The 21,478-nt window shown below is 62.5% G+C and carries 23 protein-coding genes and 3 tRNA genes; 14 read left to right on the forward strand and 12 right to left on the reverse strand.

The features are described from left to right. The first annotated feature begins 173 nt into the window (after positions 1 to 173). The 3 genes from EN786_RS25000 to EN786_RS25010 all read left to right on the forward strand — a co-directional run bounded on the left by EN786_RS25000 (position 174) and on the right by EN786_RS25010 (position 3,547). Entirely contained in the window at positions 174 to 1,208 is a 1,035-nt protein-coding gene (locus EN786_RS25000; protein WP_127309505.1) for an extracellular solute-binding protein, read from the forward strand. Positions 1,209 to 1,309: 101 nt separating this feature from the next. After that, the gene (locus EN786_RS25005; RefSeq protein ID WP_127284018.1) at positions 1,310 to 2,737 is read left to right on the forward strand and encodes an amidase; all 1,428 of its coding nucleotides are present in this window, start codon (positions 1,310 to 1,312) and stop codon (positions 2,735 to 2,737) included. Positions 2,738 to 2,887: 150 nt separating this feature from the next. After that, a complete protein-coding gene (locus tag EN786_RS25010) occupies positions 2,888 to 3,547 on the forward strand; it encodes a TetR/AcrR family transcriptional regulator (RefSeq protein WP_245478185.1) in 660 nt (219 codons plus the stop codon). Positions 3,548 to 3,554: 7 nt separating this feature from the next. Here EN786_RS25010 and EN786_RS25015 read toward each other — a convergent pair whose 3' ends face one another. Genes EN786_RS25015 through EN786_RS25035 form a run of 5 tightly spaced genes read right to left on the reverse strand, consistent with a single transcriptional unit; the run spans position 3,555 to position 8,122 of the window. Next, positions 3,555 to 4,310 carry an MBL fold metallo-hydrolase gene (locus EN786_RS25015; RefSeq protein ID WP_127309506.1) on the reverse strand — a complete coding sequence of 252 codons (756 nt, stop codon included), beginning with the start codon at positions 4,308 to 4,310 and terminating at the stop codon, positions 3,555 to 3,557. A gap of 9 nt (positions 4,311 to 4,319) precedes the next feature. Next, positions 4,320 to 5,384 (reverse strand): ABC transporter ATP-binding protein, encoded by a 1,065-nt coding sequence (locus EN786_RS25020; protein ID WP_127309507.1) that lies wholly within the window; start codon positions 5,382 to 5,384, stop codon positions 4,320 to 4,322. Further along, positions 5,381 to 6,163, reverse strand: coding sequence for an ABC transporter permease (locus EN786_RS25025; RefSeq protein ID WP_135908961.1), 783 nt, complete (start codon positions 6,161 to 6,163; stop codon positions 5,381 to 5,383). Before EN786_RS25025 ends, EN786_RS25020 begins: the two co-directional genes overlap by 4 nt. Before the next feature lie 2 nt (positions 6,164 to 6,165). Continuing rightward, the gene (locus tag EN786_RS25030) at positions 6,166 to 7,032 is read right to left on the reverse strand and encodes an ABC transporter permease (protein ID WP_127309509.1); all 867 of its coding nucleotides are present in this window, start codon (positions 7,030 to 7,032) and stop codon (positions 6,166 to 6,168) included. 7 nt (positions 7,033 to 7,039) lie between these two features. Beyond that, entirely contained in the window at positions 7,040 to 8,122 is a 1,083-nt protein-coding gene (locus EN786_RS25035) for a spermidine/putrescine ABC transporter substrate-binding protein (RefSeq protein ID WP_135908963.1), read from the reverse strand. A gap of 92 nt (positions 8,123 to 8,214) precedes the next feature. Here EN786_RS25035 and EN786_RS25040 point away from each other — a divergent pair, with 92 nt between their 5' ends. Continuing rightward, positions 8,215 to 8,856 (forward strand): TetR/AcrR family transcriptional regulator, encoded by a 642-nt coding sequence (locus EN786_RS25040; protein ID WP_127284024.1) that lies wholly within the window; start codon positions 8,215 to 8,217, stop codon positions 8,854 to 8,856. A 91-nt stretch (positions 8,857 to 8,947) separates the two neighbouring features. Here EN786_RS25040 and EN786_RS25045 read toward each other — a convergent pair whose 3' ends face one another. Next, entirely contained in the window at positions 8,948 to 9,655 is a 708-nt protein-coding gene (locus tag EN786_RS25045) for a class I SAM-dependent methyltransferase (protein ID WP_127311778.1), read from the reverse strand. Between the two features lie 422 nt (positions 9,656 to 10,077). On the opposite strand from EN786_RS25045, the gene EN786_RS25050 reads away from it, so the two are divergent. Then, the gene (locus EN786_RS25050) at positions 10,078 to 10,644 is read left to right on the forward strand and encodes a DUF2569 family protein (protein WP_127311779.1); all 567 of its coding nucleotides are present in this window, start codon (positions 10,078 to 10,080) and stop codon (positions 10,642 to 10,644) included. 143 nt (positions 10,645 to 10,787) lie between these two features. Here EN786_RS25050 and EN786_RS25055 read toward each other — a convergent pair whose 3' ends face one another. Both EN786_RS25055 and EN786_RS25060 read right to left on the reverse strand, forming a co-directional pair. After that, a complete protein-coding gene (locus tag EN786_RS25055; RefSeq protein WP_127284027.1) occupies positions 10,788 to 11,150 on the reverse strand; it encodes a hypothetical protein in 363 nt (120 codons plus the stop codon). A gap of 333 nt (positions 11,151 to 11,483) precedes the next feature. Then, positions 11,484 to 11,559 (reverse strand) — tRNA-Thr (locus tag EN786_RS25060). Positions 11,560 to 11,716: 157 nt separating this feature from the next. Between EN786_RS25060 and EN786_RS37790 the strand changes: the two genes are divergently transcribed. From EN786_RS37790 to EN786_RS25070, 3 genes are all read left to right on the forward strand, one after another. Continuing rightward, the gene (locus tag EN786_RS37790; protein ID WP_189340672.1) at positions 11,717 to 11,887 is read left to right on the forward strand and encodes a hypothetical protein; all 171 of its coding nucleotides are present in this window, start codon (positions 11,717 to 11,719) and stop codon (positions 11,885 to 11,887) included. 179 nt (positions 11,888 to 12,066) lie between these two features. Beyond that, entirely contained in the window at positions 12,067 to 12,399 is a 333-nt protein-coding gene (locus EN786_RS25065; RefSeq protein WP_245493450.1) for a BA14K family protein, read from the forward strand. Between the two features lie 185 nt (positions 12,400 to 12,584). Further along, the gene (locus tag EN786_RS25070; protein ID WP_127287295.1) at positions 12,585 to 12,941 is read left to right on the forward strand and encodes a hypothetical protein; all 357 of its coding nucleotides are present in this window, start codon (positions 12,585 to 12,587) and stop codon (positions 12,939 to 12,941) included. Here the strand turns inward: EN786_RS25070 and EN786_RS25075 are convergent, their stop codons facing one another. Further along, the gene (locus EN786_RS25075; RefSeq protein ID WP_127312139.1) at positions 12,942 to 13,400 is read right to left on the reverse strand and encodes a YbaK/EbsC family protein; all 459 of its coding nucleotides are present in this window, start codon (positions 13,398 to 13,400) and stop codon (positions 12,942 to 12,944) included. It lies immediately after the preceding gene. Positions 13,401 to 13,473: 73 nt separating this feature from the next. Next, positions 13,474 to 14,343: an HTH-type transcriptional regulator BhcR gene (gene bhcR, locus EN786_RS25080; protein ID WP_127287297.1), complete on the reverse strand. Its 870-nt coding sequence runs from the start codon at positions 14,341 to 14,343 to the stop codon at positions 13,474 to 13,476. A gap of 206 nt (positions 14,344 to 14,549) precedes the next feature. On the opposite strand from bhcR, the gene gcl reads away from it, so the two are divergent. From gcl to EN786_RS25095, 3 genes are all read left to right on the forward strand, one after another. Next, positions 14,550 to 16,331 carry a glyoxylate carboligase gene (gcl, locus tag EN786_RS25085; RefSeq protein WP_135908965.1) on the forward strand — a complete coding sequence of 594 codons (1,782 nt, stop codon included), beginning with the start codon at positions 14,550 to 14,552 and terminating at the stop codon, positions 16,329 to 16,331. Positions 16,332 to 16,357: 26 nt separating this feature from the next. Then, on the forward strand, positions 16,358 to 17,155 hold the full coding sequence (otnI, locus tag EN786_RS25090) for a 2-oxo-tetronate isomerase (RefSeq protein WP_127311452.1): 798 nt from the start codon (positions 16,358 to 16,360) through the stop codon (positions 17,153 to 17,155). A 107-nt stretch (positions 17,156 to 17,262) separates the two neighbouring features. Next, the gene (locus tag EN786_RS25095; RefSeq protein WP_127311453.1) at positions 17,263 to 18,180 is read left to right on the forward strand and encodes a 2-hydroxy-3-oxopropionate reductase; all 918 of its coding nucleotides are present in this window, start codon (positions 17,263 to 17,265) and stop codon (positions 18,178 to 18,180) included. Between the two features lie 132 nt (positions 18,181 to 18,312). Here EN786_RS25095 and EN786_RS25100 read toward each other — a convergent pair whose 3' ends face one another. After that, positions 18,313 to 19,167 (reverse strand): RNA methyltransferase, encoded by an 855-nt coding sequence (locus EN786_RS25100; protein ID WP_135908967.1) that lies wholly within the window; start codon positions 19,165 to 19,167, stop codon positions 18,313 to 18,315. Between the two features lie 208 nt (positions 19,168 to 19,375). Between EN786_RS25100 and EN786_RS25105 the strand changes: the two genes are divergently transcribed. Continuing rightward, positions 19,376 to 19,460 (forward strand) — tRNA-Tyr (locus EN786_RS25105). A gap of 89 nt (positions 19,461 to 19,549) precedes the next feature. Then, a tRNA-Gly gene (locus EN786_RS25110) sits at positions 19,550 to 19,623 on the forward strand. Between the two features lie 69 nt (positions 19,624 to 19,692). Here the strand turns inward: EN786_RS25110 and EN786_RS25115 are convergent. Further along, entirely contained in the window at positions 19,693 to 20,580 is an 888-nt protein-coding gene (locus EN786_RS25115) for a DMT family transporter (protein ID WP_127287118.1), read from the reverse strand. A gap of 240 nt (positions 20,581 to 20,820) precedes the next feature. On the opposite strand from EN786_RS25115, the gene EN786_RS25120 reads away from it, so the two are divergent. Continuing rightward, a partial coding sequence (locus tag EN786_RS25120) for a GTP-binding protein (RefSeq protein ID WP_135908969.1) occupies positions 20,821 to 21,478 on the forward strand: 658 nt, incomplete at its 3' end.

Consider the following 21,478-nt stretch of genomic DNA (forward strand, 5'->3'; position numbering starts at 1 on the left):
CCGGGATCGCGGCGTTAAAAAGATATTGACTGTATATTTAGTCATAGTTACTGCTAACATTGACGATCGAGTTGGACAGCCGGCTCCGCCGGTGAATGGCCACGCATGAGAGGAACTATTTTCGTCGGACCCGAGGCCGCTCTTGCGGCCGGTCCCAACAATGGGAGAACAGCATGAACTGGAAATCGATCGCGACTGTCGCCGGGCTGTCGCTGATGGCCGCGACAGGCGCAGCCCGCGCCGACGGCGAGCTCAACATCTACAATTGGGGCAACTACACCAATCCCGACCTCATCAAGAAGTTCGAGGAGACCTACAAGGTCAAGGTCACCGTCACCGACTATGACTCCAACGACACGGCGCTGGCCAAGGTGCGCCAGGGCGCTTCGGGCTACGACATCGTCGTGCCGTCGGCCAGTGTCATGCCGGTCTGGATCAGCGAAGGCCTGCTGCTGGAGACCGATCCCAACAAAATGGAGAACTTCAAGAACGTCGATCCGAAATGGGTCGACGTGCCGTTCGATCCGGGCCGCAAATACACCGTTCCCTGGCAATGGGGCACGACCGGCGTCTCGGTGAACAAGTCGGTCTATTCCGGCGACCCGAACACGTCGGCCGTTTTCCTCGATCCGCCCGCCGAACTCGTCGGCAAGATCAACGTCGTGCCGGAGATGGGCGACATTTTTTTCCTCACCATCTCCTATTTCGGCGGCGAATACTGCACCGACGACAAGCAGGTGCTGAAGAAGGTGCGCGACAAGCTGGTCGAGGCCAAGGCGAAATGGTTGTCGTTCGACTATGCGGCCGTCGACGGCCTCGGCAGGGGCGATATCGCGGCCGGCGTGAACTGGAACGGCATATCGCTGCGCGAGCGGATGGAGAACGACAAGATCGTCTACGGCTATCCGAAGGAAGGCTATCCGATCTGGATGGACAATGTCGCGGTTCTCAAGGACGCAAAGAATGTCGAGAACGCCAAGCTGTTCCAGAACTTCATCATGGACCCGCAGAACGCGGCGATGATCTCGGCGTTTGCGCACTACGCGAACGGCATCAAGGGCTCCGAGCCGTTCATGCCGGACGAGATGAAGGGTGCGCCGGAGGTCGAGGTTCCGGCTGAATTCGCCGCCAAGGGCAAGTTCATGCCGACCTGTCCGCCGGACGTGCAGGCGCTCTATACGAGGATCTGGACCGATCTCCAGAAATAGCCGCGCCGAAGTCTGTCCGGCCACAGTCGCCGGACCGCGACGCGCGGTCCGGTGTGTCCCTTCGCACCAAGCGCGGTTCCGCCGACCGCAGGAGACTGCCCATGACCGATCTCGATCTCTGCTACATGCCGGCCAGCGAGGCGCTGCGGCTGTTCAAGGCAAAGAAGCTCTCGCCGGTGGAACTGATGCGGGCCGTCATCGACCGCGCCGAGGCCACGAAGGAGACGATCAACTGCTTCACCTTCACGCATTTCGAGGAGGCCATCGGTCTGGCCAGGAAGGCAGAGGCGAAATACGCCAGGGGCGCAAGGACCGGGGCTCTCGAGGGCCTGCCGATCGGCATCAAGGACGAGAGCTACATCAAGGGCAAGCCGACATCGCATGGCTCGCTGCTGACCAGGGATGCCGTATGCGGCCATACCTCGACGATGAACGAGCGCATCATCAAGGCCGGCGGCATCGTGCATGCGCGCACGGCGACGCCCGAATTCAGCTGCGCCGGCTACACCTGGTCGAGGCGATGGGGGGTCACCCGCAACCCGTGGAATCCGGATTTCACGCCGGGCGGTTCGTCCGGGGGGGCGGCTGCGACGCTGACCTCGGGCACGTCGTCGATAGCGACCGGTTCGGACATCGCCGGATCGATCCGCATCCCGGCATCTGCGTGCGGCCTTGTCGGCTTCAAGCCGCCTTACGGCCGCAATCCCGACGAGCCGCCTTTCAACCTGGACTTCTATTGCCACACCGGACCGCTGGCGCGAAACGTCAAGGACGCGATCCTGCTGCAAAACGTCATGGCTGGACCGAGCCCGCTGGATATCGCCACGCTGCGCCCGAAGCTGCGCCTGCCGCTCGACTACAAGCCGATCAAGGGCTGGAAGATCGCCTTCTCGATGGACCTCGGTTCCTTCGAAGTGGATGCCGATGTGCGCAGGAACACGCTTGCCGCATGCGATGTCTTCCGCTCGCTCGGCGCCACGGTCGAGGAAGTCGACCTGGGCTGGGGCGATGAGGTGCTCAAGGCCGGCATGACCTATCTGGAGCATCTCTTCGGCGCCTCGCTGTCGCAACTGCTCGAGGAGCATGGCGAGGACATGACCAGCTATGCGCGGCGGTTCGCCGAGGATGGGCGCAAATCGAAGGCCACGGACTTTGTCGGAACCCTGGAAGTGGCGGCCCGGATGTATCAGACACTGGGTCCGTTGCTCGAAAAATACGATGTGCTGATCTGCCCGACGAACGCACTTCCCGCGGTGTCGGCCGAGTTCGATCAGACCACGGACACTGTCGAGATCAACGGAAAGCAGGTGAACCCGTCGCTCGGCTGGGTGATGACGACCCCGTTCAACATGATGAGCCGCTGTCCGGTCCTTTCCATGCCGTCGGGGAGGGCGGCGAGCGGCGTGCCGACAGGCATCCAGATCGTCGGTCGCACCTATCGCGACGCCGATGTATTTCGCGCGGCGATGGCTTATGAGACGGCCCGGGGCCAATGGTATGGCAGTGCCGCGACCCGCCCTTCGCTTTGAGCGATCCCGGGCTCTCTTGCGTGGGTTCTGGCGGGCGGACGCCCGATGTCGCAAAATGGCGGTGGGACCGGAGGTTCCGCCGCAGGTTAGAAAAGGCCGATGAAAATGGCGCAGCGCAAGGCAACCGCAACTGCCGGAAAGCGGCCCACGATGGCTGAGGGCAGGGGGTCGGCGAATGATGCCGCGCCACCCAAGGACCGTCGGCGCGAGCGCGGCGAGGCGAGCGTCCAGCGCATCATCGATGCCACGATCGACCTCATCGCCGAGGAAGGGCTGGCGAGCGTCACCATGCAGCGCATCGCCGAGCAGGTCGGCTCGTCCAACGCGCTCGTCGTTTTTCATTTCCGCAGCAAGGAGAACCTGTTCCGGGCCGTCCTGCAATATCTCAGCGATCGATATGATGAGCTGTGGGCCACCCTGGTGCGGGCGCCCGGCCTGTCGCCGGTCGACAGGCTGCTGGGCGCCGTCGACTGCGCGCAACGCTTCGCCCGCCAGCATCCGAAATGGGTTTCCGTCTTCGTCGTGTTCTCCAGCGACCGCAAGAGCATGCAGATTTACAATGAAATCGGCTTGCCGAGCGACCTTGCCTACACCGCCGAAGCGCGCGAATTGCTGATCGAGATCTCGCGCAGCGGCGGCTATGCCGGCGTCGACATAAACACCCTGTCGGAGAGCCTGAACTATCTGGTGCACGGCGCATGGTACTGGGATCACCTGAACCCCTCCGGCCGTGACACCAATGTGCTGCGCAAGACCATGCTGCTGCTGCTGCATCAGGCATTTCCCCGGCACTTTGACTTGATGCGCTAGTGCTCGCTCAGGCGGGCTGCCGCAGATGGCAGCCGGCTTGGCGTTTGCGCGCCAGATACTCGTCGATGAGTTGGCGGTAGCGCACCTTGCCGAAGCTCGGGAAATGGCCGCCATGCACGACCGAAACGTCGAGGTCGCGCATGGAAAGCAGCGTCGCGACATAGTCGTCGACCAGCGAATGGTAGACGTCGTCGATCAGCGGCCCGTCATAGACGATGTCGCCCGACAGCAGGATGCCGGTCTTTTTTTCGAAGAGCGCGATGCCGCCCGGCGAATGGCCGGGCGTGTGGATGACCTCGAAGGCGCGGTCGCCGAGATCGACGACATCGCCGCCCTCCAGCATGCGACCCGCCGGCGCCGGCGGGATCTTGTAGCGCGCCGTGTCCCAATCTTGCGGCATGCCATCGAACATCGCGTCGGTGGCATAGCGGTCGGCAACGGTCCATTCGTTGCGCGGGTCGGCGAGGATCGCTGCCTCGGCGGAATGCACGCAGCGGTCGGGGAATTCGTGGTGGCAGCCGATATGGTCGAAATGGGTGTGGCTGGCGACGCAGACGAGCTTGCGTTCAGTGACCAGAGGCACGTGGCGCCGAAGGCTGAAATGACCGAGGCCGGTATCGAAGAGCAGATCGCGGTCGCGGCCGCGCACGTGCCAGATGTTGCAGCGGTAGAACGGCTTTATCCACGGCTCATGGATCAGCGTCACGCCGTCGCCCATGCGAATGGTTTCGTACCAGTCCGGGGCCTCGATGACCGGAAGCATGTTCGCCGCTCAGTTCGCCAGCAGGATGATGTCGGCAGCCTTGCATGAAACCGCCACCGTGTCGCCGGGCTTGACGGTCGCCGAGGCGGGCGCCTTGGCGATGAACTGCAGGGCGGGATCGAAAGTCGAGGTGGCGAGCACGCGTTTGAAGCTGCCTTGGAAGACGACGTCGCTCACCTTGGCGGCGCCGAGCGACACGTGTCCTTCCGCTTCGCCGAGGACAAGATGCTCCGGCCTAACGGCAAGGGCGACTTTCGCACCTGCCGCCGCGCTGCCGGGCAGCGAAATCGCGCCGGCCGGCGTCGCGATAGTAACTGACCCGTCCTTCGCCTCCGTCACGGTTCCGGTAAGAATTGTGCTTTCGCCCATGAAGGTGGCGGAAAAGCGCGTCGCCGGCCGCGCATAGACTAGCTCGGGCGCGCCTTCATCCTCGATGCGGCCGTCATTCATCACCACGCAATGGTCGGCCAGCGCCATCGCCTCTTCCTGGTCGTGGGTGACATGGACGAAGGCGGTGCCGACCCGCTTCTGGATCGCCTTCAATTCGTCCTGCATCTGCCGACGCAGCTTCAAATCGAGCGCGCCGAGCGGCTCGTCGAGCAAAAGCACGGCCGGCTCGATGACCAGGGCGCGGGCAAGCGCTACGCGCTGCCGCTGGCCGCCGGAGAGCTGATGCGGCTTCTTGTCGAAGGCGGCGGCCAGCCCGACCAGCGCCAGCGCCTCGCGCGCCTTCGCGGTGCGCGTTGCGGCGTCGACGCCCTGCATGCGCAGGCCAAAGCCAACGTTGCTGCCGACGCTCATGTGCGGAAACAGCGCATAGTCCTGGAACACCGTGGTGGTCGGGCGCTTGGCCGGCGGCACGGACGTGCAGTCCTCGCCGCGAATGAACACCTTGCCTTCGCTGGGCGTGACGAAGCCGCCGAGGATGGAGAGCAACGTCGTCTTGCCGGAGCCGGACGGCCCAAGCAGGATGGTGTAGCTGCCGGGCTCGATGGTCAGCGAGACGTTCTTCAACACCGCTTGCTGGCCGAAGCGATGCGAGACGTTGCGGATGTCGACCAGGGATGTGCTCATGCCGGCTTTCTCCGCAGCAGCGTCAGCTCGAAAAACACCACCAGGACGATGGAGACGGCGAAGACCAGCGAGCCGACGGCATTGGTCTTGGGATTGAGGCCGGAGCGCAGCAGGTTCCAGATCTCAACCGGCAGCGTGGTGTCGAAACGGGTGAGCAGGAAGGAGATGACGAACTCGTCCCAGGAGAAGGTCATCGACAGGAAGAAGCCGGCAAAGATCGCCGGCGCCATCACCGGCACCGTGATCAGCAAAAGCACCTTCCATTCCGGCGCGCCGAGGTCGCGCGCGGCGCGCTCAATGTTGATCTGGTGGTCGCCCATCTGGCTGTAGATGATGGCAAAGCAGAGCGGCAGGTTGATCACGACATGACCGATGCCGGCGGCGAGCAGCGATTTCGGCACTCCGGCCCAGTTGAACAGCACCAGAAGCCCCATGCCGATGATGAGGTAGCTGACCGTGAGCGGCAGCGTGATCAGCCCGCGCAGCAGGGCCGAGCCGGGCAGCGTGAAGCGCGCAAAACCCCAGGCCGAGAGGAAGCCGAGCGTGACGGAGGCAGCCGAGGAGAGGATCGCCACCAGCAGCGAATTGACCAGCGCCGAAGTCAGCCGCGTGTCGGAAAGCACCGCCTGATACCAGCGCAGCGACGGTCCGGTGAAGGGCGGGATCGGGAAGGACGTCGCCTGCAGCGAAAACAGCACCAGCACGATCACCGGCAGGAAGATGAAGCCGTAGATGGCGATCGCGTAGAGCCAGGCAGCGGTGCGGACGATTGCGCGCATGGTCAGGCCCGCTCGATCTTCAGCCAGCGGGCGCAGGCGAGGTAGGCGACGGTTACGACCGCCATCAGGATGATCGACAGCGCCGAGGCGAGGGGGAAATCGCCACGCCTTCCGATCTGCATCATGACGAGCTGCGGCATGACCAGCTCATTGTTGCCGCCGAGGATCTGCGGCGTGATGTAGTCGCCGATGCAGAGCACGAAGGTGAGGAAGGCGCCGACCATGATGCCGGGCAAGGTCAGCGGCAGCACGACATGCAGGAAGGTGCGCACTGGCCCGGCGCCGAGGTCGGCGGCCGCCTTGCGATAGCTAGGGCTGAGCTGCTTGAGGTTGGCAAAGATGGTGAGCGTCAACAGCATGACGAAGAAGTGCACGAAGCCGGTGACGGTGGCGAAACGCGTGTTGGCAAGCTGCAGCGGCTCGGCAATGAGGCCAAGGCCTATGAGCGTCCGGTTGATGACGCCGTTCTGTGCCAGCACCAGCAGCCACGAATAGGAGCGCACGACATAGGAGGTCCAGAACGGCAGCACGGCCAGCATCAGCGCCAGCCGCTGCCAGCGTTCCGGCACCTGTTCGGCGAGGATCCAGGCGAAGGGATAGGCGAGCAGGATCGAGATGACGGTGACGATCGCCGTCACTTCCAGCGAGTTCACCATCGCCCGCCAGTAGGATGGATCGGTGAAGAACTGGCTGTAGTTGGCTAAAGTGACGCCGCCGCCTTCATGCGCCGTGAGGCTGGAAAGCCCCATGGCGATGAAGGGCAGCACGAAGAACGCCAGCGTCCAGCCGAGCGCCGGCGTGACCAGCGCCCAGGGCAGGGCACGGCCCCCCCGGGGCAGGGGGCGCGACTTGTTTTCCGCAACGCTCATCGGCCGCTTACTGCGCCTGCAGCATTTCGGTCCAGACGTCCTGCATCTTCTTGTCGAGGTCGGGGTTCGGCGCCGGATAGGCCTGGGCGCGGGCGAGGAAGCCGGGCTGCTCGTCGAAGCGCAGGATCTTCTTCTGCTCGTCGCTCAGCGCCGCCTTGCTGTTGGCGGGCATGCCCCAGTAGCAGGAGGAGGTGGCAAGCCGCGCCTGGCCTTCCGGGCTCATGATGTACTCAATGAATTTCAGCGCCATGTCCTTGTTCTTGGAATCCTTGAACATGGCGAGTGACTGCGACCACAGCACCGCTCCTTCCTTCGGGATGGAGAAGTCCAGCGCCGGGTTCTCCTTGGCGAGACCGGCTGTCACCCATTCGCCGCCGCCGGCCAGGATGTCGACCTCGCCGGTGGCCAAAGCGGTCTGGCTGGCGGTGACCTCGCCAACCAGCTTGGCGTTGGCCTTCATCTTGAGCAGCTCGGCCTTGATGGCGGGAAGGTCGGCCTCGGTGAGATCCGCCGTCTTCTTGCCGATGGCAAGAGCCGCCATGCCGATGACCGGAAGATAATAGTCGTAAATGGCGACCTTGCCCTTGTACTTGTCGCTGGTGAGTGCCGCCAGCGACTGCATGTCGGCCGGGTCGACCTTGGTCTTGTTGAAGCCGATTGTGTTGTAGCCGAATTTTTCGGTGATGCCGTAGCGCTTGCCGCCGACGACCGTAGAGCCGTCCATCTTTACTTCGGGGAAGAGGTCGGTGAGGGGCAGTTTGTCTTCCGGCAGCGGCTCGAACAGGCCTTTTTCGACGCCGCGCGGCACATCGATGGAATCGATCACCATCACGTCCCAGTCGCCCGGCTGCGACTGCTCGACGATGGCGAGCCCTGCGCCGGTGCCTTCGAATTCCTTGACGTTGACCTTGACGTTGTTGGCCGTCTCAAAGGGTTCGAGCAGTGCCGGATCGGCATGGTCGCACCAGATCAGCGCGTTGAGGTCGGCGGCCTGAGCGGCGCCCGCCGCGAACAGCAGCGCCGTGGCCGCGCAGGCGGCGGCAAGCTGCGACTTCAGAGCGGAAAGCGGATTGGTGGTTTTCAGTGACATTCGAGTGTTCTCCCTGCCTTGCTGGCTTGTTAATGAAAAATTGAACCAATTCTAAAATTGAGTCAATTCTGTTTTTGTGGCAAGGAAGCGATATGAGCGGATTGCGAGCAAGGCAGAAGGCGGATCGGCACCGGCGCATTATCGAGGCGGCGGCCGCACTTTTCCGCGAGGCCGGCTATGAGGGCGCCAAAATCGAAACGATCGCCGCCCAAGCCGAGGTGTCGATCGGTACGATCTACAATTACTACCAGAACAAGGGTGACATACTCGGCGCCATCGTCTCGATGGAGGTCAACGAGGTGCTGAATGCCGGACGAGGCGTGGTCGCCAGCCCGCCGGCCAATGTCGGCGATGCGCTGGACACGCTGCTCGGCATCTACATCGAGCATTCGCTGCATTATCTGAGCAAGGAGATGTGGCGGCAGGCGATGGCGATCTCGACGCAACAGCCCGACAGCCCGTTCGGCCAGGCCTACACCGGGCTGGACCGGGAATTGACCGAGCAGATCCGCGCGCTGATAGCCCGCCTGCAGGAGATCGGCCTGGTGCGCGCCGACATCGACGGGGCGGCGTTGGGCGAACTGATCTTCAACAACATGAACATGATGTTCATCGAGTTCGTGAAGCGGGAGGAGGCGAGAATACCGGAGCTGCGCGCGGCGATACGACGGCAGAACCGGATTTTGGTGGCGGCGATCGTCTCAGCGACAAAAACCGGGGAGGCGGCGAATTGATCACGATCCTAAGGTTGGCGCTGCTGTTGGAATCGATCTCTTCCACGAGAGACTCTCTGGAATCTGTGATTTCGGGATCGTGCGGAGCAATTCATACCTTGTGCGGTTTTCGAGCTACCAGAAGATAGTTCAGCGCGAACGTTGATGGGGTAGCGCCGCCTAAATACGCAAACCGCACATAGTATGCGAACAGCGAACGCATTACCTTCTTAATCGGAAGCGCGATCTTGGATTTCAACGTTACGGGAGATTCCTTAGGCGCGCGAAGCTCTTCGATCACAAAGCCAGCCGAACGCATCAATTCACGTATGATGCCAGAACCGAGGGCATGCACATGCGTTACGTCTGCATTCTGGATCGGAAGGGAGAATGGACTATCGCCGTTAGGGAACCTGGCTATCAAATAGCCACCCGGTTTCAGAGCAAAGAAGGCAAATTTACATGTTTTCAGTAGCTCCGTGTAAGGGATATGCTCGAAAACATCGAATGCCACCACAGCGCTTAACGAACTCGCCGGCATATTTTCAATGCCATCTTTCACTATGAAGCCCATATCCAGAGCGCGGCCAATCAGCTCTGGCTGAAGCTCTGATCCAAATACGTCATATTGTTTCTCGCGTGCCCAGCCGAGAAACGACCCATTGCCGAATCCAATTTCAAAGATCGACGACACGCTTTCGCTAGGGCTCGGAAGCAGCGTCGCCACCTCAAGGTCATAAAAAAGATCCTCTCCTTTGTCGTATCTGCCGAATTGATCTTTGTCCCATCCTTTCCACTCGTGGTAACCTTCGTAGGACATAAATCACCCAAATCATCCGCGCGGCAGGCCTTGGGTCACGTGCAGGTCGTCAGAACATCTTTATGGCCAACGCCCTGGGCTTACAAACGCACTTATACAACTTTGCTAAAATACCTGGAAGCGGATCGCCTTGCCTGGCTTGAAGCGCGGTCAGGAGTAGCGAGCCTAACGCCAGTGAGCGGCTGAAGTTCATTGAGACGGAACTGGAGCGGTTCGATGATCCGCCAACGGACGGCGACTTGTCGCATGACATCAAGTTCGACGGCTACCGAAGCTGCTCGCACAAATGGCCATCGTGCGGAGGGCAACACCGGAATTGGTTGAATGGCGAAATGCCGCTCGGCGAGCGCCTTAGAGAACTTCCCCCTTGAGATGTGATTGAAATCTGATGCACTTTATTGGTGCATCAGGGGGGGTATGAAATGCAGTTTTCCATTTGGCATTGGGCAATAGTGCTGCTGCTGATCGGCGTGCCTGTCTTCTTCGCTGTCCAGTCTGCAAGAAAACCTTCACAGAGCCCGGCGGACCTGGTGGGGTTTGGAGGCTGGTTGATGCTGCTGGCGATAGGTCAGGCACTGGCACCACTGCGCACACTCGCCGGCCTGGGCAATTCGGCCGAAGGCTTCCAACAACTCATGACTCTGCCAAACGGACCCCTGGCGGTTTATGGCGAGGTTGCTCTCAATCTCGCATTTCTGGCGCTTCAGCTGGTTGTGCTCGTTTCGATGCTGCGGCGAAGCCACCGCTTCCCGCAATTGTTTCTAGTCCAGTGGTTTGCGATTCCTGCCGCTTTCATTTTGGATACGGCGTGGATTTCAACTGTGCTTGCTGTCCCGGTCAACCAGGTACTTGCCGGAGATGCGCTGGCAACGCCCCTGGCTTCGTTCGTCTTTACCGGGATTTGGGCCGCCTATGTCTACAGATCGGTCAGGGTAAGCAACACATTCACCAGGACAAGCGCACCTCGCCAAGTCGCGAGTGCTTCGTAGAGGAACGTCGCGCGCGTAGTCGAGCCGGAAGGCCTTAGGTAAGCAGCAAAACCGAACAACACTAGCCGCGAAATTCGCAACGAACCGCCCCCAATGAGCCACTGCAACCGTGGGACGGCCGTTTTGCGTCTTCCGAGGCGTGCTTACTTCTGAAGAACCAGCCCGCTTGCCTGAAGCAGTTCATTGAAGGTGCCGGTCTGGCACAACGTCCGAACGCCGGCGTCTCCGGTCTGCGATGCGACGACCGAGCGGCCGGTCAACTCCCTAAAGGCCTCGGCGATCTGCGACTTATCTAGGTCCGAGTAGCACAGTGTCATCTTTTGCGAAGGATCCAGAACAAGCCGCTCAGCACCAGGAGATTTCCTCCGCGCGGAGACCACTTGGCTCGCCGACACGACGGTGGGGTAGCATTTCCAGAACAGGACCTCGCCAGCCTCCCCCTCCCAAAGCGCACACCCGCCTGAACCACAGTCGAGGACCCAATGTTCAGTTTCACATACAGACATTTTCCCACTCCATCACGCTGAGAGCACCCGCTCACGGCGCAATTCCTATCAGTGGGCCATCGGGAGTCAGGGTTCGACAATTCGCCAAGAGGCCGCACTGCAAGCTGCCGACTGATGGAGAGCAGCAAGCATTCAGACAGGCGCTGCAACGTGAGCGAGGAAAGCGGAGTGCGAGATTCCAATGTGGCCACCCCACGGGGTAACCGTGTGGGTAATTTCATCGCCTCCTTCAAAGCTATGGAAACAGCGGCGAGATGCCGGAACGCGGCACTCCCGAACGCGCCCGTTACCCCTCTTGATCTGCGGCATCAGACTGGAAGTTGATCAGACAGCTGGTGCCCCCGGACGGGATCGAACCGCCGACCTTCGGTTTACAAAACCGCTGCTCTACCAGCTGAGCTACAAGGGCATGGCGCTCCGGTAGCATATTCCGTGCGCCAGTAAAGACAAAACTCCGTTCGCGGCGGCTATTGGACCCTGCGAGGGTGGCCGGGTGGCATGCTGAAAATGGCCGGCCGGCTTCCTATATCCTGGAGAGATGCAATTACCTGGTCGAGGGTTTTCGCATGATCCGGCTCATCATCATCTTCCCGCTTGTCGTGGTGGCCTGGCTTCTCGTGGTCAAGCTCGTCAGCGATCTGAAGAAGGCCAGCATCGACTGGACCGGCGTCACCACCATCATCGGCTTCATCGCGCTCGCCTTCTGGCTCCGCCACATCACCGGCCGGGGCGGTTGACCTCCAAAGAGATCTGCAGGTCGATGACAGAGGCTGTCGGCGGGCATCGTCGACTTTGACGGACGCAAAGTCCACGCGCCGAACGGACTATTTTCCGCCGCTCGAAAAAATTTCAAAAAACTTCGAACCTTTTTCCAAGCCGCGACGACTGATGATCAAGAGGCGGATGTCGCCTCTCCATGAAACAGGAGATCGTCATGTTCAAGCGCACCATTGTTTCCGGCCTCATCGCCACCTCCGTCGCCGCCGGCTCGCTCGTCGGCACCGTGCAGCCCTCGGCCGCCCACAGCCACCATCACAACCGCGAAATCGGCATAGGCATCGCTGCCGGCGTCGGCGGGTTCGTGCTCGGCAGCCTGCTCTCCCAGCAGCAGCCGCAGCCCGTCTATGTCGACGAATATGGCGGCGGTTCCTCGCACGTCCGCCGCTGCCTCGCCCGCTACGCCAGCTACGACCCGTACTCCGACACCTATGCCGGCTACGACGGCTATCGTCATTACTGCCAGCTCTGAGAGGAGGTGAACCGCCTCAGGCAACCGGAAGAAGGGGCTTCTCCGTGGCCCCTTCTTCTGCCGTCGGGGGGCTGGCCCTGTTGCGTTGACAAGGCTTTCAAGTTGAAAAGCCTCCGCCCTCGGCGGTGTACAGCGATTTTCCGAGCGTCTAATCTCGCCCCAACGGCCAAACCGAGGAGGGACGCTTGGACGAACAGGATCCGAAGCAAGACTTGATCGAGCCCGTTTTCCGCAACGGCACGGTCACCACCGTCGGCATCCTGCTGGCATTTTCGCTGGGCTTCATCACCCATTGGGCCGCCAACCCGATCCCATGGCAAACCTACCATCTGCTGGCGGTGCTGCCGATCCTGATCGGCATCGCGCTGCAGATGCGGGCGCTGTCCTTGCTGCTCGACGTAAGCTCGCTGCAAAAGCCGATCTACGAGCGGGCCAACCGCATCTTCATCACCGGCCTGATCTTCACTGCAAGCGGCGTCGGCCTGGCGATCCTGCTCGACTTCTTCGAGATCGCGGGCAAGAGCGCGCTGCCAAACGGGTAGCTACTGGCAGATGTCGCACCATTCGGCGCTGACCAGGCCCGCCATGCGATCGACGCCGATCCTGACCGCGGCATTGGTGGTGCCGGCGGCCGGCACGACCTCGTCAAAGGCGCGCAGCGACACATCGCAGTAGATCGGCAGGGGCGAGGCGAGGCCGAAGGGGCAGACGCCGCCGACCGGATGGCCGGTGATCTCGGCCACCTGTTCGGCATCGAGCATGCGCGGCTTGCCACCGAAGGCGTCGCGCGATTTGCGGTTGTCGATGCGCGCGTCGCCGCGGGCGACCACCAGCAGCACCCGCTCGCCGACCCGCATGCAGATCGTCTTGGCGATCTGTCCCGGCTCGACGCCATGCGCTTCGGCCGCGAGCGCCACGGTCGCCGAGCTTGTCGGCGTTTCGATCACCGCGATGTCGGGGGCATGCTCGGCGAAGAAGGCTTTGACGGACTGGAGGCTCATGCGTTTCCGGGCGGGAATGGATCGGAGGCGCAGACTTCGGCCGTTGCCGGACCGGTGTCAAGTCGGGCCAGAGTCAAGGCAAGCGCGTGGCGCTGACCTCGAACAGCGATGCCTCGGCAGCGCCTTGTGAAGAATGCCCGCCGATCATCCTGGTTATCTCGGTCGCCGCTTCGCGCACCAGCGGACCGATCTCGGCCAGACGCTCCGGCGTCACCCGAACGGTGGGCCCGGACACCGAAACGCCGCCGATCGGCTCGCCGAACTCGTTGAAGATGGCGGCGGCCACGCAGCGCATTCCCGGGTGCCGCTCCTCGTCGTCGACCGACCAGCCGCGATGCTTGATCGCGACAAGGTCGCGGGCCAGCGCCGAGATGTCGGAAAGCGTCTTGTCGGTGAAGCGCTCGAGCCCGGCGCGACGCAGGATGGCGGCGACACGCTCGGGATCGAGATGCGCCAGCACCGCCTTGCCGATGCCGGAGGCATGGAAGGAGCTGCGCGTGCCCGGCCGGAAGAAGGCGCGGATCGCCTGGTGCGTCTCGACCTGGCTGACGAAGACGACGCAGTCGTCCTCGGCGACGCCGAGGTTGGAGGTCTCGCCGGTCTTTTCCATCAGTTCCTGCATGACGATGCGGGCGCGATCGACCAGTTTGCGGCGGCGCAGAAACGCGGCGCCCATGCGGTAGGTCTCGACGCCGATCGACCACAGCTGGTCGGTGCCGTCGAATTCGACCATGCCGTGGTTCTCCAGCGTCGTCAGCATGCGGTAGGCGGTGGAGGCGGCAAGGCCGCTTTGCGCCGATATCTCGCTCAGCGACAGGCCGCTGCCTTCGGCGACGATGGCAAGGATGCGCAAGGCGCGGTCGAGCGACTGCACGGAGGCGGCTTCGGACGGGCCGTTGAAGGAGCGCGGACGGCCGCGCTGCCGTTTTTCGCTGGTTTCCATGGTGGGCATTCTCGCCGATTTCGCCGATTTGGCAATGAAAAAGTTTTTCACCGCTCCACGAGGCTGAATTCTTGGAAAACGGGAAACGTAGTGAAATCATAGCGTAAAAGCTAATTTCTAGAAATGAAAAAATATTCTGAAAAAATTGAAAAATAGCGAGCGTACTGGCATTCTCAGCCACCAACAAATTCGTGGAGGCTTTGCAAATGGCCAGGATGCGCGCTGTCGACGCTGCCGTTCTCGTTCTCGAAAAGGAGGGCATTTCGTGCGCCTTCGGCGTGCCGGGCGCGGCGATCAACCCGCTTTACTCGGCGCTGAAGGCAAGGGGCACCATCCGCCACGTTCTCGCGCGCCATGTTGAAGGCGCCTCGCATATGGCCGAAGGCTATACGCGGGCCAAGGCCGGCAATATCGGCCTCTGCATCGGTACCTCCGGCCCGGCCGGCACCGACATGATCACCGGGCTCTATTCGGCGGCGGCCGATTCCATTCCGATCCTGTGCATAACGGGCCAAGCTCCCCGCGCGCGCCTCAACAAGGAGGATTTCCAGGCCGTCGACATCGCCGCGATCGCCTCGCCGGTCGCCAAATGGGCGGTCACCGTCATGGAACCCTATCTGGTGCCGATGGCGCTGCAGAAGGCCTTTCATCTGATGCGCTCGTCGCGGCCGGGTCCGGTCCTCATCGACCTGCCGGTCGATGTGCAGATGGCCGAGATCGAATTCGACATCGACGCCTACGAGCCGCTCGCCCCGTTCAAGCCGGCGATGACGCGCGGCCAGGCCGAGAAGGCGCTGGCGATGCTCAATCAGGCGGAAAAGCCGCTGCTCGTCGCCGGCGGCGGCATCATCAATGCCGACGCGTCCGACCTGCTGATCGAGTTCGCCGAGGTCACCGGCGTGCCGGTCATTCCGACGCTTATGGGCTGGGGCACGATCCCCGACGACCATCGGCTGATGGCCGGCATGTGCGGCCTGCAGACCTCGCATCGCTATGGCAATGCGACGATGCTGGAAGCCGACTTCGTCTTCGGCATCGGCAACCGCTGGGCCAACCGTCACACCGGCTCGGTCGACGTCTACACCAAGGGCAAGAAATTCATCCATGTCGATATCGAGCCTACCCAGATCGGCCGCGTCTTCGCACCGGACCTCGGCGTCGTCTCGGATGCCGGTGCGGCGCTGAAGATGCTGCTCGACGTCGCCACCGAATGGCGGACGGCGGGCAAGCTGCGCGACTGGTCGGGCTGGGCGAAGGAATGCCAGCAGCGCAAGAAGACGATGAAGCGCAAGACGCATTTCGAGCAGGTGCCGCTGAAGCCGCAGCGCGTCTATGAGGAGATGAACAAGGCTTTCGGCCGCGACACCACCTATGTCACCACGATCGGCCTGTCGCAGATCGCCGGCGCGCAGTTCCTGCATGTCTACAAGCCGCGCAACTGGATCAATTGCGGCCAGGCGGGCCCGCTCGGCTGGACGCTGCCGGCCGCCCTCGGCGTGCGAGCGGCCGATCCGGACCGCGATATCGTCGCGCTCTCCGGCGACTACGATTTCCAGTTCATGATCGAGGAACTGGCGGTCGGGGCGCAGCACAAATTGCCCTATATCCACGTCGTCGTGAACAACGCCTATCTCGGGCTGATCCGCCAGGCGCAGCGCGGGTTCTCGATGGACTACGAGGTCAGCCTTGCCTTCGAGAACGTCAACCGGGCGAACGATCCGGAAGCGGGCTACGGCGTCGACCATGTCGCGGTCGCAGAGGCGATGGGCTGCAAGGCGGTCAGGGTGCGTAAGCCGGAAGAGTTCGCCGGCGCCTTCAAGCAGGCGCAGCGGCTGATGAAGGAGCACCAGGTTCCGGTCGTGCTCGAATTCATCCTCGAGCGCGTCACCAACATTTCCATGGGCACGGAAATCGACAAGATCACCGAGTTCGAGGAATTGGCCGAACGCAATGAGGATGCGCCGACGGCGATCATGATGTTGGATTGAGCCCGGCGGGGAGAAGGAGAAAAAGAATGCCGCGTTTTTCAGCCAACCTGTCGATGCTCTTCGGCGAGCACGAGTTCCTCGACCGCTTCGATGCCGCTGCCCGCGCCGGCTTCAAGGGCGTCGAATATATCGGCCCTTACGATCATGCGCCGGACGTCGTCGCCGCGCGCCTGAAGAAGAACGGGCTGACGCAGGTTCTGTTCAACTTGCCGCCGGGCGACTGGGCAAAGGGCGAGCGCGGCATTGCCGTGCTTCCCGATCGGGTACCGGAATTCCGGCAAGGGGTGGCCAAGGCCATCACCTATGCGCATGCGCTCGGCTGCGAGCAGATCAACTGCCTTGCCGGCATCGCCCCACAGGGAGCCGATCGCGCGGTGCTGGAGAACGTCTTTGCCGAGAATCTGGCTTTCGCGGCCGAGAAGCTGGAGCAGGCCGGCATCCGGCTTTTGATCGAGCCGATCAACACGCGCGACATTCCCGGCTTCTTCCTGAACTATTCGGACCAGGCGCTGGCGCTGATCGACCGCATAGGCTCGAAGAACCTGTTCCTGCAATACGACATCTACCACATGCAGATCATGGAGGGGGATCTCGCCCGTACCATCGAGGCAAACCTCGGCCGCATCGCGCATATCCAGCTTGCGGACAATCCCGGCCGTCACGAGCCGGGGACGGGCGAGATCAACTATCCCTTCCTCTACGAGCACATCGACCGGCTCGGCTATGCCGGCTGGATTGGCGCCGAATACAAGCCGAAGGCCGGCACGGACGCAGGGCTGGGCTGGTTCAAGGCATTGGCCGGCCAGGGCAGCGCGGCCGCCTAAAGTCTTCCTTCTCCCCGTCACTATACGGGGAGAAGGTGCCGGCAGGCGGATGAGGGGCAGCGCCGTACCTTCGGCTAGTTGCAGTTACGAATTTCAGGAGCGAACAAATGGAAACCATCGGCTTTATCGGCCTCGGCATCATGGGCGCGCCGATGGCGGGGCATCTGCTCGATGCCGGCTACCCCGTAGTCGCCAGCGACCATCGCTCCAAACCGCCGGCTGACCTGATCGGCAAGGGGCTGAAGACCGTCACCGGCCATGCCGCCGTGGCGAAGGCGGCTGATATCATCATCACGATGGTGCCTGATACGCCTCAAGTCGCCGACGTCCTGTTCGGCGAGCACGGCGTCGCCTCCGGCCTGTCCAAGGGCAAGCTCGTCATCGACATGAGCTCGATCTCACCTATCGCCACCAAGGAATTCGCGAAAAAGATCAACGATCTCGGCTGCAACTATCTCGACGCGCCGGTATCGGGCGGCGAGGTCGGCGCCAAGGCCGCCTCGCTCACCATCATGGTCGGCGGCGAGGAACAAGCCTTCGAGCGTGCAAAGCCGGTGTTCGAGAAGATGGGAAAAAACATCACGCTCGTCGGCCCGAACGGCGTCGGCCAGACGACCAAGGTCGCCAACCAGATCGTCGTTGCCCTCACGATCGAGGCGGTCGGCGAAGCCCTCGTCTTCGCCTCGAAGGCGGGCGCCGATCCGGCCAAGGTTCGCCAAGCGCTGATGGGCGGGCTCGCCGCCTCGCGCATCCTCGAAGTGCATGGCGAGCGCATGATCAAGCGAACCTTCGCGCCGGGCTTCCGCATCGAACTGCACCAGAAGGACCTCAACCTGGCGCTGGAGGGCGCCAAGGCGCTTGGCGTCTCGCTGCCCAACACCTCGACCACACAGCAGCTGTTCAATTCCTGCGCTGCCAATGGCGGTGCGAAGGAGGATCACTCGGCGCTGGTCAGGGCGCTGGAGCGAATGGCGAATTTCGAGGTCGGCGGCGACGCGGCGGAAACCAAAGGCAAGGCAGCATAGGATCAGGAGAGGGCGGCGCAACGTTCCCAAGCCGCCTGCTCCTTTCCTGTCCGAGAACGGCTTCCAGCGTTGTTGCTGGGATCCGTTTCTCGTTCTTGATCTTTCCGGTTAAGGCGGACTGCCGCTTCGGTCTCAGCCGCGCTTCAGGAATGCGCGCGCCGCATAAAGGCTCACCGCCGCCGCGTTGGAAACGTTCAACGAGCGGATTGCACCCGGCATGTCGAGGCGGGCCAGCGCCGTTACCGTCTCGCGCGTCTTCTGACGCAGGCCTTTGCCTTCGGCGCCCAGCACCAGGGCGATCTTGTCGCCGGCGAATGTTTTCTCCAGCTCGGCCGGTCCGTCGGAATCGAGCCCGATGGTCTGGAAGCCGGCCTCGTGCAGTTGTCCCAGTGCGTCGGCGAGGTTCTTCACCTCGATCTGGTCGATATGTTCGAGCGCGCCGGAGGCGGATTTCGCCAGCACGCCCGATTCCTGCGGGCTGTGGCGGGCCGTGGTGATCAGCGCGCCGGCGCCGAAGGCGACCGCGGAGCGCAGGATCGCGCCGACATTGTGCGGATCGGTGACCTGGTCGAGCACGAGCACCAGCCTTGTGTCGCCGAGCGCGTCAAGGCGCTTCGGCTTCAGCGGCTCGGCCTCGACCAGCACGCCCTGATGCACGGCATCCGACCCGGTGATCCTGTCGATGTCCTTTGGCTCGACCAGCTCGGCCTTGAAGGGCAGGGCAGCAAGGTCGGCGATTGAAAGCCGTTCGGCGGCGTTGCGCGTCACCAGCATCTTCCTGATCTTGCGCCGGGAATTGTCGAGCGCGGCTCGCACCGTGTGCAGGCCATAGAGCCGCACCAAGCCGTCGCCGGGGGATTCGCCCGGCGGCAGCGGCTGGCGCGGCCGGAATGCGGGTGCACCGCCGGCCTTCTGGTCGCGGTGGGCGCGACGCAGCTTGGCGTAGTGAGTGTCTTTGGGTGTTCCGGGCTTGTTGACTTTGCTCATGGCGGGCTTCTATAGCCGTGTCGTCGGGCCATGGATACTGGCAGAAGCCGGCTTGCCGAGGATGCTGTCAAATTCAGCGCATTTTGCCGGGACGTGCGGTTGACACCCACCAGCCTTGCCGCCATAAGGCGCTTCGCTGATTTCGGAGAAGACTTCTACTCGGGCTCCGGATCGGCAATGCCTCGTTGCATGGCTCCGGCGGCAGACTGGAGAGGTGCCCGAGTGGTTAAAGGGGACGGACTGTAAATCCGTTGGCTTAGCCTACGTTGGTTCGAATCCAACCCTCTCCACCACTGCCGGCCCGGAAGCCCTGAAACGAAAAAGTCTCGGACCGAAAAGCGCATGGCGCTTTTTGGGTGAATCCGGTACTTCAGTGTAAGGCGCGGGTATAGCTCAGTGGTAGAGCAGCAGCCTTCCAAGCTGAATATGCGGGTTCGATTCCCGCTACCCGCTCCAGATTTCCCGAATGAAAGTCACGGAAGTGCCGCCCAGAAATCCTGGGAGTCAAACGCTTGGCTGCCTGGCCTAGGCAACCGGTATCAGCCGGCGCCTTCTTTCGTCCAGCGACACGATGGCAAGGCCGCTGGCCACCACCAGCAGGATGCCGCAGACGGCGAGCGCGTTCGGAAACTGGCCGAACACCAGCAGGCCCGAGATGACCGCCCACACGGTGAAGCAATAATAGAACGGCGCCACCGCGCTCGTCGGTCCGACGCGATAGGCCATGAAGATGAAGAAATGGCCGAAGATCAGGAACAGTCCGGCGCCGGCGATGAGCAAGAGGTGGCGGGGCTCCGGCATGACCCAGGGCTCGGAAACGAGATGCGCGACGCCGGAGCCGACCAGCACGACCACGACCGCGGAAATGGCGACGATCATGCCCGGCACCTCGGCGCCGACCTTGCGGCCGGCAAGATCTCGCGCGGCCGACAGGACCGCGTTGCCGAGCGCCAGCAAGGCATAGACCGAAATCCCTTGCATCGTCGGCTGCGCCACCATCAGCGCGCCGATGAAGCCGACCCCGATCAGCGCCATGCGCGCGCCGCCGATACGCTCGCCGAACAGCACCGAGGCGCCGACCAGCATCAGCAGCGGTGTGATCTGCCCGAGCGCCGTTGAATCGGCGATCTGCATGTTGGCGAGCGCCACGACGTAGCAAAGGATCGCCGCCAGTTCGAGCAGGTTGCGGCGCAGCACCTTCCTTTCGAAGATCAAAGGGACCTGCCTGGCATAGCCGAGCAGGACAAGCAGCGGAATTCCCCAGAGCGCCGCCGCGACGCCGCGCAGGAACAGCACCTCGTAAGGCGGCAGGCCGGTGGTCGCGAGCTTCATCATCGTATCGTTGACCAGGTAGGACCCGGTCGAGACGACCATAAACAGCGGGCCGCGGATGTTCGTCGGGATGAACTGCATGCGGCGAAGAAAATCAGACCGACGCCACAGCGGCAATGGGCCAGCGGCCGGGGCGGCTTTCGCCCATTTCATTTTCCACCGGGCGACCCTATATCCACGCCACATCCCCCCGAAATCGGATCATGGGTTCGGACCGGGCGAGGGCGCTCAGCCACAAGGCACTTGTGTTTTTCAGCCGTTGTCGCTAATCGCCCCGCATTCGACTGAACTGAATGTCCAGGCCGTCCAAGGAAAGAGACTATGGCAAAAGGTAAATTCGAGCGCACCAAGCCGCATGTGAACATTGGCACGATCGGCCACGTCGATCATGGCAAGACGTCGCTGACGGCGGCGATCACGAAGTATTTTGGCGAATACAAGCGCTATGACCAGATCGACGCGGCGCCGGAAGAGAAGGCGCGCGGCATCACGATTTCGACGGCGCACGTCGAATACGAGACGGCCAACCGCCACTATGCCCACGTCGACTGCCCCGGCCACGCCGACTATGTGAAGAACATGATCACCGGCGCCGCGCAGATGGACGGCGCGATCCTGGTCGTGTCGGCCGCCGACGGCCCGATGCCGCAGACGCGCGAGCACATCCTGCTCGCCCGCCAGGTCGGCGTGCCGTCGATCGTGGTGTTCCTGAACAAGGTCGACCAGGTCGACGACGCCGAGCTGCTCGAGCTGGTCGAGCTCGAGGTTCGCGAGCTCTTGACCAAGAACGAGTTCCCCGGCGACGACATTCCGATCGTCAAGGGCTCGGCGCTTGCCGCGCTGGAAGACTCCAACAAGACCATCGGCGAGGACGCGATCCGCGAGCTGATGGCGCAGGTCGACGCCTACATCCCGACGCCGGTGCGTCCGCTGGACAAGCCGTTCCTGATGCCGATCGAGGACGTGTTCTCGATCTCGG

It is taken from the genome of Mesorhizobium sp. M4B.F.Ca.ET.143.01.1.1, assembly GCF_004792275.1.
Classification (GTDB): Bacteria; Pseudomonadota; Alphaproteobacteria; order Rhizobiales; family Rhizobiaceae; genus Mesorhizobium; species Mesorhizobium abyssinicae.

Coding starts and splice junctions, on each gene's coding strand:
- EN786_RS25000 (WP_127309505.1), top strand. CDS start 174: ATGAACTGGAAATCGATCGCGACTGTCGCCGGGCTGTCGCTGATGGCC.
- EN786_RS25005 (WP_127284018.1), top strand. CDS start 1,310: ATGACCGATCTCGATCTCTGCTACATGCCGGCCAGCGAGGCGCTGCGG.
- EN786_RS25010 (WP_245478185.1), top strand. CDS start 2,888: ATGGCTGAGGGCAGGGGGTCGGCGAATGATGCCGCGCCACCCAAGGAC.
- EN786_RS25015 (WP_127309506.1), bottom strand. CDS start 4,310: ATGCTTCCGGTCATCGAGGCCCCGGACTGGTACGAAACCATTCGCATG.
- EN786_RS25020 (WP_127309507.1), bottom strand. CDS start 5,384: ATGAGCACATCCCTGGTCGACATCCGCAACGTCTCGCATCGCTTCGGC.
- EN786_RS25025 (WP_135908961.1), bottom strand. CDS start 6,163: ATGCGCGCAATCGTCCGCACCGCTGCCTGGCTCTACGCGATCGCCATC.
- EN786_RS25030 (WP_127309509.1), bottom strand. CDS start 7,032: ATGAGCGTTGCGGAAAACAAGTCGCGCCCCCTGCCCCGGGGGGGCCGT.
- EN786_RS25035 (WP_135908963.1), bottom strand. CDS start 8,122: ATGTCACTGAAAACCACCAATCCGCTTTCCGCTCTGAAGTCGCAGCTT.
- EN786_RS25040 (WP_127284024.1), top strand. CDS start 8,215: ATGAGCGGATTGCGAGCAAGGCAGAAGGCGGATCGGCACCGGCGCATT.
- EN786_RS25045 (WP_127311778.1), bottom strand. CDS start 9,655: ATGTCCTACGAAGGTTACCACGAGTGGAAAGGATGGGACAAAGATCAA.
- EN786_RS25050 (WP_127311779.1), top strand. CDS start 10,078: ATGCAGTTTTCCATTTGGCATTGGGCAATAGTGCTGCTGCTGATCGGC.
- EN786_RS25055 (WP_127284027.1), bottom strand. CDS start 11,150: ATGTCTGTATGTGAAACTGAACATTGGGTCCTCGACTGTGGTTCAGGC.
- EN786_RS37790 (WP_189340672.1), top strand. CDS start 11,717: ATGATCCGGCTCATCATCATCTTCCCGCTTGTCGTGGTGGCCTGGCTT.
- EN786_RS25065 (WP_245493450.1), top strand. CDS start 12,067: ATGAAACAGGAGATCGTCATGTTCAAGCGCACCATTGTTTCCGGCCTC.
- EN786_RS25075 (WP_127312139.1), bottom strand. CDS start 13,400: ATGAGCCTCCAGTCCGTCAAAGCCTTCTTCGCCGAGCATGCCCCCGAC.
- bhcR (WP_127287297.1), bottom strand. CDS start 14,343: ATGGAAACCAGCGAAAAACGGCAGCGCGGCCGTCCGCGCTCCTTCAAC.
- gcl (WP_135908965.1), top strand. CDS start 14,550: ATGGCCAGGATGCGCGCTGTCGACGCTGCCGTTCTCGTTCTCGAAAAG.
- otnI (WP_127311452.1), top strand. CDS start 16,358: ATGCCGCGTTTTTCAGCCAACCTGTCGATGCTCTTCGGCGAGCACGAG.
- EN786_RS25095 (WP_127311453.1), top strand. CDS start 17,263: ATGGAAACCATCGGCTTTATCGGCCTCGGCATCATGGGCGCGCCGATG.
- EN786_RS25100 (WP_135908967.1), bottom strand. CDS start 19,167: ATGAGCAAAGTCAACAAGCCCGGAACACCCAAAGACACTCACTACGCC.
- EN786_RS25115 (WP_127287118.1), bottom strand. CDS start 20,580: ATGCAGTTCATCCCGACGAACATCCGCGGCCCGCTGTTTATGGTCGTC.